This is a genomic window from Asticcacaulis biprosthecium C19, from assembly GCF_000204015.1.
Lineage (GTDB): Bacteria > Pseudomonadota > Alphaproteobacteria > Caulobacterales > Caulobacteraceae > Asticcacaulis > Asticcacaulis biprosthecius.
The window spans coordinates 2,162,157-2,175,647 of record NZ_GL883077.1; the positions used below are offsets into that span (position 1 = coordinate 2,162,157).

The window sequence follows — 13,491 nt, forward strand, 5'->3', positions numbered from 1 at the left end:
TGCATATATTCAATAAGGTGGCCTCATGCGTTTTGGTCTGGATTTCGACGGTTCCGTCTGGACGACGGGCCTTACGCTCAACCCTGCACCCTCGGCCAAGGTCCTGGCGCCCGTCGCGGCGACGCCGGCTCTGGCACCCGTCCAGGCCTTAGTTTTGGGACGGGATACGTCTGCGGTCTCAGTGCCCTCATGGACGGAAACCGCAATGAAACCTGCGCCGGTCAGCGCCGCGGACGACGCGTCGCCTCTCTTGCTCACTGTCCGCGACGGTGGCACCCCGCGTAGCTATCACAGTACCGGGAGCCTCAACGAAAGCTCCGGGGCCGGGCTGACGGCGCGGTTGACGCAGGTTTTCGATGCGGTCGACAATCGCTACGAATTCAGCGGCAACCAGGATATCGACGCCGTCCTGTTCGGGACCAAGTGGACGACGACCAACCTGACCTACAGCTTCCCGACCGATGCCGCCTTCTATCAGACGCCGTATTACGATCAGACCTATCTCGATACGTTTGAGGTATTGAATACCCTGCAGAAGGCCGGCGCGCGTTACGCGCTGAGCCTGGTCTATGGCTACACCCTGCTGAGCTTCACCGAGGTGACGGAGAGCGCCACCACCCATGGCAACATAAGGATAGCGCAGAACGACTCGAGCAACCTGGAATCGGCCGAAGCCAATTTCCCGGGCTCGGAGACGTGGGATGGCGACATCTGGATGGGGAAATGGGGCAATGAGCCGTTCTACGAAACGCCGCAGATCGGTAACTGGGGCCAGGCCACGCTCCTGCATGAAATTGGCCATTCGCTGGGCCTGAAGCATGGTCACAGCGACTACACAACCCTGGATCTGACGATCGGTGGCTATATCGATGGCCCCGGACCGCGCTACGGCACGCGGGCGCTGCCGGCAGCCCACGATGGCTGGGCATGGTCGCTGATGACCTACCGTTCATCACCGTCGGTGGGAGATCCCTCCTTTCAGGGCGATGCGTTCAACCAGCCTCAGACCTTTATGCAGAACGATATCGCCGCGCTGCAGTACATGTACGGGGCCTATTTCGGCCACAATGCCAGCAACTCGACTTACACTTTTAATAACTTTACCGGCGAGATGTTTATCAACGGAGTCAGCCAGGGCATGCCGGCGCAAGATTCCCTAAGGAATAACGGCGGCAAGATTTTCCGCACCATCTGGGACGGTAACGGCATCGACACCTACGATTTCAGCAACTTCACCGGCAACCAGACGATCGACCTGGCGCCCGGCGGCTGGTCGATGATGAATGCCGCGCAACTAGCTGACCTGTACCCGTTATATTTTGAAAACCCGACCCCGCCGGGCAATGTCGCCAATGCCCTGCTTTACAATAACGACACGCGGTCGCTGATCGAGAACGCCAATGGTGGGTCGGGCAATGACTTTCTGTTCGGCAATCTGGCCAATAACGCTCTGCACGGCAATGGCGGCAATGACCAGCTACTCAGCGGCGATGGCCATGACAGCTTGTTCGGCGGCACGGGCAACGACACGCTGAGCGCGGCAGTCGGCGACGACAGTCTGAGCGGCGAGGGCGGCAACGACTATCTGGACGGGGCCACCGGCAACGACACGATTTATGCCGGTCTCGATCAGGATGCGGCGGTGGGCGGCATCGGGAATGACTATATTGACGGTGAAGACGGCGACGACACCCTGTCCGGTGACGACGGCAACGACTACCTCAATGGTGGCACGGGCATAGACAGCCTGACCGGCGGCAGTGGCAACGACAGCTTTGTTGTCGACTCGGTCTTCGACGTCGTCGTGGAACTCAATGGCGGCGGGATCGACCTGGTTTATGCCAGCGTCAACTTCACCCTGGCCAGCCATTTTGAGAATCTCACGCTGCTGGGAAGTGTCGGTTTCAGCGCCACCGGTAATGCCGCCAATAACCTGATTTACGGCAATAGTGGCGGCAATCAACTGAACGGTGCCGGTGGCTTCGACACGGTTTACGGCCTGGGCGGCGATGACGTCATCAGTTCCTCCAGCGCCGGCTATTATGACGCCGGCACGGGCAATGATACGGTCTATGCCGGTAGCGGCAGCAACGAGACTCTGATCGGCGGCGACGGTATTGACTTTCTGGATGCGACCGGAACGACCGGCGCCTATGATATCAACCTGAACACCGGTGCGACCAGCTTTGCCGGCGAGTCGTTCACCGGCTTCGAACACGTGAATAGCGGCTCGGGCAATAATGCCATCACCGGCAACGGTGCCAATAACACGATCAACAGCAATGCCGGCAATGATACCGTCTATGCCGAAGGTGGAAGCGATATCGTCAATGGCGGAGCCGGCGACGATAGCCTGCGTGGCGGTACGGGCAGCGATATCCTCACTGCTGGCACCTATGCTTCGGCGGGGGATGTGCTGTACGGCGACGACGGCAATGACGCCCTGACCTCATCAGGTGCGGGTACTTATGACGGCGGCACCGGCAATGACACCCTCACTGCCGGGCTGGGTAGCAATGAGACCCTGATCGGCGGGGCCGATACGGATCTGCTGAACACGGCGTCCTATAGTGGCGCCTACAACATCAACCTCGCCACGGGGTGACCAACTTCCTCGGCGAGTCGTTTACCGGTTTTGAGAACGTTACGACCGGCGCAGGCAACGACACCATCACTGGCACGGGCGGGAGCAACCTGATCCAGGCCGGTGCAGGCAATGACCGTGTTGAAGCCGCTGTCGGGAGTGACACGGTCTATGGCGAGGACGGCAACGACTATCTGGTGTCGGCTATCTTTGGCAGTCGGACCTATTACGGCGGCAATGGCAATGACACTCTTGGCGGTGGCTTTTCGTACGGCAATGTCTGGGATGCCGGCGCCGACATCGACACGGCAGACATGACCTTGCACAATTTTTCGGCTGTGATCGACCTGGCCGCGGGCACCTACGCCACCAGCGGCGGTACACTCAATATTTTGAACTTCGAGCACCTGATCGCCGGAAACCAGAACGACACGCTCATCGGCACGGGCGGCAATAATCGCATCGAAGCCAATGGTGGCGATGATGATATCGATGGCGGTTCAGGCAATGATACCCTGCTGGGTGGCAGTGGCAACGATCGGTTTCATACCGCGCTTGGCGGGGGCAACACCTATGACGGCGGCTCGGGTAACGACACGGTCGATGGCAGTTTTGACTATGGCAGCCAGTTCGACGGCGGGGCAGATAGCGACCTGCTGGATATGAGTTGGGTGGTGGAGACGTTTGGTGACGTCACCTTCGACATGGTGACTGGGGTCTGGAACGACGGATTCGGCAGTTTTACCGCGGTCAATTTCGAAAGCTATGACGGTGCCGGTGGGGCTGAGGCGGTCGTGGGCACGGACGGCGTCAACATCATCAACGGCGGCGACGGCAACGACACGATTGATGGCGGGATGGGTTATGACTCGCTCGACGGCGGCAACGGCATCGATACTGTGGACTATAGCGGGGTGGATACAGGCGTCGCCAGTGTCGTGGTCGACTTGCAGAGTGGCGCCTACAGCGACGGCGTGTCCATCGAAACGATCCTGAACTTCGAGAACGTCTGGGGCGCTGCAGGCAATCAAAGCTATATCGGCACGGCCGGCGCCAACTGGATCGACGGTGGCGCCGGCGCGGACACGATGGATGGCGGCGATGGCAACGACACCTATGTCGTCGACAACGCTGCCGACCGCATCATTGAGGCGTCCGGCAAGGGGACCGACCTGGTGCGGTCTTCGGTCTCCTTCTCGCTGGCCGGTGCCAATGCCGAGCAACTGATCCTATTGGGATCGGCGGTCGTGGCCACAGGCAACGGTCTGGGCAATACCTTGACCGGCAACAGCGGTAACAATGTGCTGGATGGTGCCGCGGGCAGCGACACCATGTTGGGCGGCCTGGGCGATGACAGCTACTATGTCAGCGTCGCCAGCGATGTTGTCACTGAAGTGGCTGGGGAGGGCACTGACACCATCTTCACCGCCCTGACCTACAGCCTGGCCGGCAAGCAGGTCGAAAACCTCACCCTGGAAGGTGCGGCGGCCGTCAATGGTACGGGGAACGGCCTGGCCAACATCCTCAAGGGCAACAGCGCGGTCAACACCCTGGACGGCGGTAGCGGCCATGACCGCGTCGATGGCGGCCTTGGCGCTGACAACCTGATCGGCGGTACGGGCAATGATACCTATGTCGTCGACAATGCCGGTGACACGGTGACCGAAGGCGCTGGTGCCGGCGGAGATCTGGTCGAATCCTCGGTCACCTACGGACTGTCGGTCAATGTCGAGAACCTGACCCTGACCGGTGCGGCCGCCATCAACGGCACAGGCAACGACCTGAACAACGTGCTGACGGGCAACTCGGCCAACAACATTCTGGCCGGTGGCCTGGGCAACGACACCTACTATGTCCAGAACACGGGCGACAATGTCGTCGAAGCGGGCGGCGCGGGCACTGACCTCATCTACTCGACCGTCAGCTACAGCCTGGCCGGGCGTTATGCCGAAACCATCACCCTGACCGGGGCCGCCAATATCAACGCCACGGGCAACAGCCTGGGCAATACGCTGAATGGCAACAGCGGGAACAACCTGATCAACGGCAAAGGCGGTAACGACAATCTGAGTGGCGGTCTGGGCGCGGACATCTTCCTGTTCGAAGCCGGAAGCGGCGTGGACAAGATCCACGATTTCAGCGCCGCTCAGAGCGACATCATCAATATCAACGCCTATACTGGTGGCGTGGTCAACTACGCCATCGTTACCCAGAGCGGCAGCAATGTTCTGATCACTCTGGGGGCGGCAACACCATCACCGTTATCAACGCGCTGGAGGCCAATGTCGAAGCGCAGATGGTGTGGTAACAGCAGGCTCTCGGCACATGGCGGGCCCTGAGGTTTTCCGTCTCGGGGTCCTTATGCTTTAAGCGCGTAAACCTTTCCGTTAAACCTTTCCGAAACGCCGATCGCGGTTATATGCTGCGGGCAGAGCCTGGCGGTTCGCTTTTTCGTTCTCATTTGACAGGATGGAGTCCATGCGCGTGCGTTTCGGTCTGGAAAATGAAGACGCTGGCATGTCCGGCCTGGCGATCGCGGCGCCTGCGCCTGCCCCTGTACTCGCGGCGGCAAAGCCGTCTGCGATCGCTTCGGGGGGGATCAATCAGAGTTCCGGACCAGGAATGACGACCTGGGTAGCCCAGACCTTCGACGCCGGCGACAACCGTTACGAGTTCAGCGGCGTCCAGGATATCGACGCCGTGCTGATTGGCTCGAAATGGACGGTAACCAACCTGACCTTCAGCTTCCCGACGTCGGGTGCGGTGTACCAGACGCCCTATTATGACAGTGGCTACTTGGCCAGTCACGTCGCCTTCAACGGCGCCCAGCAGGCCGGTGCGCGTTACGCCTTGGGGCTGGTCGACGGCTACACCCTGCTGACCTTCAGCGAAATTGCCGAAACTGCCGACACTCACGCCAATATCCGCCTGTCGCAGACCGGCGACGCCAGTCTCGTTACCGCCGACGGCAATTTTCCGGGTTCCGACAGTTGGGACGGGGATATCTGGCTGACCACATCGAGCCAGCCCTTTTATACGACACCGCAGGCCGGCAACTGGGGCATGGCCGTGCTGTTGCACGAGATCGGTCACAGCCTGGGTCTGAAGCACGGTCATGAGGATTACACAACCGTCGACCTGACGGCAGGCGGTTATGTCGACGGTCCGGGACCGCGTTACGGCACGCGCGCCCTGGCCACACAGCACGACAGTTGGGCCTATTCGGTGATGACGGCGCGTTCCGACCCCAACAACAATGCCGGCGAAAATCCCAGCTTCCAGGGCGACGGGTTCAATCAGCCCCAGACCTATATGCAGAACGATATTGCAGCCTTGCAGTATCTCTACGGCGCCGATTTCACGACCCAGGCCGGGAATACGATCTACTCCTTCGACGCCGCCACCGGCCAGATGTTCATCAACGGCGCTGCCCAGGCCGTGCCGACGCAGAACGGTGGCGTCGGCAAGATCTTCCGCACCATCTGGGACGGTAACGGCATCGACACCTACGATTTCTCTAACTTCAGCAACAACCAGACGATCAATCTCGATCCCGGCGCCTGGTCGACGATGAACGCGGTACAACTGGCCGAACTGCGTCCGCTGGACGCCGAAGTTACGGTCAATGCACCGGGCAATATCGCCAATGCTCTCCTGTATAACAACGACACCCGGTCACTGATCGAGAACGCCAACGGCGGGGCGGGCCAGGACACGATCTCGGGTAACGACGGCGGCAATCAGTTACACGGCAACGATGGCAATGATCGCCTGTATGCCTATAAAGGCGACGACCTGCTCTCCGGCGACGCAGGCAACGACTATCTCGACGGCTGGAGTGGAGCTGACACTCTGGTTGGCGGCGACGGGACCGACACTCTGTGGGGCTATTCCGGCAACGACTTTCTCAGTGGCGGCAACGACAACGACACGATCAACGGCGAAGCCGGTAACGACTATCTCCACGGCGGGGCCGGGGCCGACAGCATGGTCGGTGGGTCGGGCAATGACACCTATGTGCTCGATGATGTGGGTGACATAACGGTGGAGGTGCTGTGGACCGGCGGCAACGACTGGATCTACGCGCCGTTCTCTTATACGCTGGCGGACGGATACGAAAACCTCACGCTCGTGGGAAGCGGCAACCTCAGTGGTACGGGCAACAGCGATTACAATGTCATCCGGGGTACAGACGGCAATAACTGGTTGGACGGCGGCGGCGGTGGCGACACCCTGACCGGAGGGCTGGGCAACGACACCTATATCATCGACTCAGAATGGGCCCGGGTGGACGAACTGCACTTCCAGGGCGACGACACGGTGATATCCTCGGCCAGCTATTCGTTGTTTGGGCGGGCCGTGGAAACGCTTATCCTGACCGGCACCGAGAATCTGAGGGCGACCGGCAATTCGTTGAACAATGTCCTGAACGGGAACTTCGGCAACAACCGGCTGGACGGTGGCGCCGGTGGCGACCGGATGGTGGGAGGGCTGGGGAATGACACCTATTACGTCGACCACCTCCAGGACAATGTCGTAGAACAGCACCTGCAGGGCACCGATACGGTCTTCAGTTCGGTGACCTATTCCTTCTTCGGCCGGGCGGCGGAGGTGCTGATCCTGACCGGGAACGGCAATATCAACGGTACCGGTAATTCGCTCAACAACAGCCTGACCGGCAATAACGGTATCAATATCCTCAATGGTGGTGGTGGGATGGATACGCTGACCGGTGGCGGCGGGACGGATGTCTTTATGTTTGATGCCGGCAGCGGTCGGGACACGGTGACCGACCTGAGCACGGGCGACCGGATCAATGTCAACGCCTATACCCATGGGGTGGCGAACAACGCCATCGTCGTGCAGAGCGGTGCCAATGTGGTGGTCGATTTAGGCGGCGGCAATGTCATAACGGTCCTGAGCATTGCGGAGTATGTCGTTGAGGCTCGGATGATCTGGTAGTCTCATAGTGTTTCCATCTGGACACGGATGATGGGGCTTCGAGGCGTCGGTCTCGAAGCCCTTTTTTTATCCGATGGCGGCCGCACAGGAACGCATCGCGTGGCGCGCCAGGTCGCCGGATTCGCCGGAATGGCGAAAAGAATCAATATTGTAAAAATCCGGTAAGGCTAATTTTACGTTAGGTCAAAATGCGAAAAAAAATGTTTCGGAAATTCAATATCCAAGGCGAAAATGCGACCTGTTTGTGGAGGTTTTGATAAAAAACGCCTTCCAAGACCCTTGTTCTCGGGTGTATGGTCCGCCCGGGGCAAGTAGGGGTGTAAGCGTATTTTTCGAGTTCGTTAGTTTTTCTCCACATTTTCAACAGGGTGGCTCCCATGCGCGTGCGTTTCGGTCTTGATTTCGAGGGGGCCGGCGCGGCCTCCGGAATCCTTCAAAGCGGTTCTTCAGTTGGCAAGGTACTGGCGGTAGCCGTTCCTGCGCCGGTCCTGGCTGGGCTGGACGCGCCCGGTTTCGAATTTGGCGCCCGCGGTCCGGTTGTGTCCGGGGCGGTGTCCTCGCTGAATGGCGGGGCTTCCGTAGGCCCGGCCAGTGAGTTGCACTCCGCGCCAGCTAACGAATTGTCTGGTGCTCCCGAGGGCGACTCATCCAGCACCCTGACGAGTGGTTATGTTTTCTGCAGTTGCGGACTCTGTGCCGGTGGAACCAATGGAACTGGCGGGAGGTTTACGGCCGAAGAGGTCGCAGCAGCCGACGCCGGGCGTGGGGTTGGCAAGGGCTCCGGCGCCGGGACGTCGGAACTTCTGACCGACTATCACTTCGATGCGGTCGATAACCGCTACGAATTTACCGGCAACCAGGATATTGACGCCGTCCTGTTCGGGTCGCGGTGGACGCTGAGCACGATCACTTTCAGCTTCCCAACCTCAGGCGCCCAATATGCGACGCCCTATTACGATCCCGGCTATCTGACCAGCCACGTCGCCTTCAATGCGGCCCAGCAGACGGCGGGGGAATATGCGATGTTGACCCTGATGCGGGGCTACGTCAGCACGTTTGTCAACGAGATCGCGCCATCGCTGGCCACGCCTGCGACCATCCGTATGTCGCAGACGACCGATGCGTCGCTGGGGTCAGCGGAAGGGAACTTCCCGGGTTCCGACAGTTGGGATGGTGACATTTGGTTCGGCATGACGGGCCAGCCTTTCTACCTGACACCGCAGATCGGGAACTGGGGTCAGGCGACCATCATGCACGAGATCGGGCATGCCATGGGGCTGAAGCACGGTCACCAGGACTATACTGGTTTCGACCTGACGGTTGGCGGCTATCTCGACGGTCCCGGGCCGCGTTTCGGTACGCGCGCCCTGCCGGCCAGCCATGATAGCTGGGCCTATTCGATCATGACCTATCGCTCAGACCCGGGTAACAACCCCGGCGGTAATCCCAGCTTCCAGGGCGACCAGTTCAACCAGCCGCAGACCTTCATGCAGAACGATATTGCCGCTCTGCAATACATGTATGGCGCGGACTTCACTTCGCCTGAAGCCCATCCGACGGATACCGTCTACACGTTCAATTCGATCACTGGCCGGATGTCGATCAATGGCGTTGGCCAGGAAACGCCGACTTTCGATGCGGTCAACAATGTCGGCAAGATCTTCCGGACCATCTGGGATGGCGGCGGCGTCGACACTTACGACTTTGACAACTACACCACCAACCAGACCATCGACCTGACACCGGGTGGCTGGTCGACCATGAACAGCCTCCAGTTGGCTGACCTGCGGCCGCTTAGCGCCACCTATGTCGCGGCGCCGGGCAATATCGCCAACGCCCTGCTGTACAATGGTGACCTGCGTTCGCTGATCGAAAACGCCAATGGCGGTTCCGGCAACGATAATATCATCGGCAACGATGTTAACAATGTCATCCATGGCAATGGCGGCAATGACACCGTCTTCGGCGACGATGGCAACGATTTGCTCTACGGCGAGGCCGGCAACGACACGCTGGATGGCTGGATCGGCAATGACAGCGTCTATGGCGGTGACGGCAATGACTTCATGTATGGCTATGACGGCAACGACTTCCTGATCGCGAGCACCGGGCTGGATACGCTGCGTGGCGAAAGCGGAAATGACTATCTGAGCGGTGGCACCGGCAATGACAGCATGGTGGGTGACACGGGCAACGATACCTATGTCCTGGAAGAGGCCGGCGATATCGTGGTCGAGGCCGCGAGCGAAGGTACCGACCTGGTCTATGCCTATTTCAGCTATACCCTTCTGGCGAATTTCGAGAACCTGACGCTGCTCGGCACGGGTAATTTTGACGGTACTGGCAACAGCGCCGCTAACCTTATCTATGGTAACAGCTTCAACAACGTCCTGCTGGGCGGAGGCGGCGGTGCCGATACGATCTTTGGCCAGGGCGGCGATGACTATATCTGGAACACCAATTTCGCCAACCATTCGCTGAACGGTGGATCCGGAAACGATACTGTCGGTGGCGGTTTCCAATATGGCGGAACATGGGACGGCAGCACCGGTGTCGACATGGTCGACATGACACTGCATAATTTTGTTGCGACCTATAATCTGGTGACGGGAACCTACACCACTGGGGGCGGGACACAGAACATCCTGAACTTTGAAAACGTCAACGCTGGCGATCAAAACGACACGATCAACGGCAGCGATGCTGTCAACGCGCTCTACGGCAATGGCGGCAATGACAGTATCAACGGTCTTGGCGGGCATGATGCCCTCTATGGCGGCGCTGGTATCGATACGCTCAACGGCGGTACGGGCAACGACACCCTTCTGGGCGGTGCCGGGGCCGATATCGTTAATGGGCAGGACGGCAATGACGTCATCACCTCCAGCGGCGACAGCGGCACCTACGACGGCGGTACGGGCAACGATACCGCGTTCGCAGGCATTGGCAATGAAACCATGATCGGCGGTTCGGGGACGGATCTGTTGGATACGACGTCGTGGAGTTTGGCTTACACCATCAATCTGGCGACCGGGCTGACGAATTTCGTTGGCGAGTCGTTTACCGGATTTGAAAACCTGACCACCGGCGCGGGCAATGACAGCCTGACCGGCACGTTTGGTGTTAACGTCATCAATGGCGGTGCCGGCAATGACACAATTGACGGCGGCTTTGGCTATGACTCGCTGGACGGTGGCGCAGGCATCGACACGTACGATATCAGCGGATTTACCAATCTGACCGGCGCTACTATCAACCTGGCTACGGGTCTCTATACCGATGGCAGTGGTAGCGAGACCATTCTCAATTTCGAGAACGTGCTTGGGGCCGGTGGTGACCAAAGCTATTTCGGCACGAACGGCGCCAACTTTATCGACGGCGGCGACGGTAACGACTTGATCGACTCCGGCGGCGGTAATGACACGGTCCAAGGTGGCGCCGGTAACGACACGATCGGTACGACCACCTTCTCCAGCCGGTCGTATCTCGGCCAAGGCGGCGACGACGTGATCAGCGGCGGGTTCAACTACGGGGACACATGGGATGGTGGGGCCGGCGTCGATACGGCGGACCTGACTTTGCATGATTTTACCGCGACAGTGGATCTTTTGGCCGGCACTTACACCACGGTCAATGGCACGCTGAATATTCTCAACTTCGAGAATTTCAATGCCGGCAATCAGAACGACACTATTATTGGAACGTCTGAGGCTAACGTTATCAATGGCGGCGGCGGCAATGACGATATCGATGGCTACAGCGGCAACGATACCGTCGATGGTGGTGCAGGCGATGACTTTATTCATTCCAGTTCTGCCGGCATTAAGGTCTATAATGGTGGTGCCGGGAACGATACGGTCGGCGGCAACTTCGGCTACAACAGCAGCTTTGACGGCGGTACCGGTGTCGACCTGCTGGATATGAGCTTTGTCTTCAGCACGCTCCTGCCGGTCACCTTCGACATGAACACGGGCGCCTGGGTCGATGGAATTGGTCCCTTCTCGGCGGTGAATTTCGAGAACTACATCGGCTTCAGCGATGCCGAATCCATCACGGGCACCTCAGGCGCCAACTCGATCGAGGGCGGTGACGGCGACGATACGCTTGTTGGCGGTGCCGGCAGCGACACGCTCAATGGTGGGGCTGGTAACGACTCGATCAACGCTGGGGCGCTCTCCGACGGTACGGATACGGTCAATGGTAATGGCGGGGATGACACCATCGTCTCTTCCGGCCAGGGCACCTACAATGGTGGCCTCGGTGATGACTACATCTATGCCGGGCTGACTGGGGCGGGGGCCGAGGTCATAGATGGCGGGGATGGTATTGACACGCTCAATACGACCCTGTGGGGCGGCGATTACCTCGTTGACCTGACGACCGGTCTGACCGACACGGCCACTGAGGATTTCGACAATTTCGAAAACATCATCAGCGGCTCGGGTAACGACACCATTACCGGAACGGCCGGGGCCAACAGCATCGATGGTGGTGCAGGTGCTGACGTTTTGACCGGTGGCGCGGGCGACGACACCTATATCGTCGACAACACGGCCGACGATGTCAACGAATCGTCGGGCGGCGGCAACGACCTGGTGCGTGCCTCGGTCAGCTATTCGCTGGCCGGCATGGTGGTCGAAACCCTGACCTTGATGGGTGTGGCCGATATCAATGCCACCGGCAACGGCAACGGTAACACGTTGAACGGCAACAGCGGCAACAACGTGCTGGATGGTGCCGCGGGCGCTGACACCATGTTGGGTGGCCTGGGCAATGACAGCTACTACGTCAATGTCGCCGGCGATGTCGTCACCGAAGTGGCGGGGGAGGGCAATGACACCATCTTCACCGCCCTGACCTACAGCCTGGCCGGCAAACAGGTCGAAAACCTGACCCTGGAAGGCGCTGCAGCCGTCAATGGTACGGGTAACGGCCTGGCCAACGTCCTTAAGGGCAACAGCGCCGCCAACACTCTTGACGGTGGCAGTGGCCATGACCGCGTCGATGGCGGCCTTGGCGCCGACAACCTGATCGGCGGCACCGGCAACGACACCTATGTCGTCGACAATGCCGGTGACACGGTAACCGAAGGCGCAGGCGCCGGCGGTGATCTGGTCGAATCCTCGGTGACCTACGGTCTGTCGTTGAATGTCGAGAACCTGACCCTGACCGGGGCCGCCGTCATCAACGGTTCCGGCAATGACCTGAACAACGTCCTGACCGGTAACTCGGCCAACAACGTTCTGGCCGGTGGCCTGGGCAACGACACCTACTATGTCCAGAACACGGGCGACAACGTAACCGAAGTGGGTGGCGCGGGGATCGATCTGATCTACTCGACCGTCAGTTACAGCCTGGCCGGGCGTTACGCCGAAACCATCACCCTGACCGGGGCGGCCAACATCAATGCCACAGGCAACAGCCTGGGCAATACGCTGAACGGCAATGATGGCAACAACACCATCAACGGCAAGGGTGGCAACGACGCCCTGACGGGTGGACTCGGCGCTGACATCTTCCTGTTCGAAGCGGCCAGCGGTTCCGACACCATCGGTGACTTCAGCGCAGCTCAGAGCGATCTGATCAATATCAACGCCTACACCGGCGGTGTGGTCAACAATGCCTTGGTGGTGCAGGTCGGCGCTAATGTTGTTATCAACCTTGGTGGCGGCAACATCATCACGATCCTGACCGCGCTCGAAGCCAATGTTGAGGCTCAGATCGCTTGGTAAGCGGCTATACCTGACGTAGACAAGGAACGGGCCTTGGGGCAATTGCCTCAAGGCCCGTCTCTGTGTTTGAGCTACTAGAGCGGGCTGCGTTTTGATCGAAGCAAAACTCCGCTCTAAGTTTTTGTTTTGTCGCGCAATTTATCCGAAAAGTGATGCACACTTTATCGGATTGCGCGTCTAATACCGACGGCACTTGGCTTTGACTTCTCTATA

Annotated in this window: 4 protein-coding genes; all 4 read left to right on the plus strand. The window is 59.4% G+C overall.

Translation table 11 applies throughout. The annotated features are described in order from the left end of the window. The first annotated feature begins 25 nt into the window (after positions 1–25). The 4 genes from ABI_RS23575 to ABI_RS24720 all read left to right on the plus strand — a co-directional run bounded on the left by ABI_RS23575 (position 26) and on the right by ABI_RS24720 (position 13,278). Entirely contained in the window at positions 26–2,605 is a 2,580-nt protein-coding gene (locus tag ABI_RS23575) for a M10 family metallopeptidase (RefSeq protein WP_157138762.1), read from the plus strand. After that, complete coding sequence (locus ABI_RS25895; RefSeq protein ID WP_006272806.1) at positions 2,602–4,923, plus strand: beta strand repeat-containing protein; 2,322 nt, start codon at positions 2,602–2,604, stop codon at positions 4,921–4,923. The genes ABI_RS23575 and ABI_RS25895 overlap by 4 nt, the downstream gene beginning before the upstream one ends. A 139-nt stretch (positions 4,924–5,062) precedes the next feature. Continuing rightward, complete coding sequence (locus ABI_RS24715) at positions 5,063–7,546, plus strand: M10 family metallopeptidase (RefSeq protein WP_006272807.1); 2,484 nt, start codon at positions 5,063–5,065, stop codon at positions 7,544–7,546. A 377-nt stretch (positions 7,547–7,923) separates the two neighbouring features. After that, positions 7,924–13,278: a M10 family metallopeptidase C-terminal domain-containing protein gene (locus ABI_RS24720; protein WP_006272809.1), complete on the plus strand. Its 5,355-nt coding sequence runs from the start codon at positions 7,924–7,926 to the stop codon at positions 13,276–13,278. The last annotated feature ends 213 nt before the right edge of the window (positions 13,279–13,491 follow it).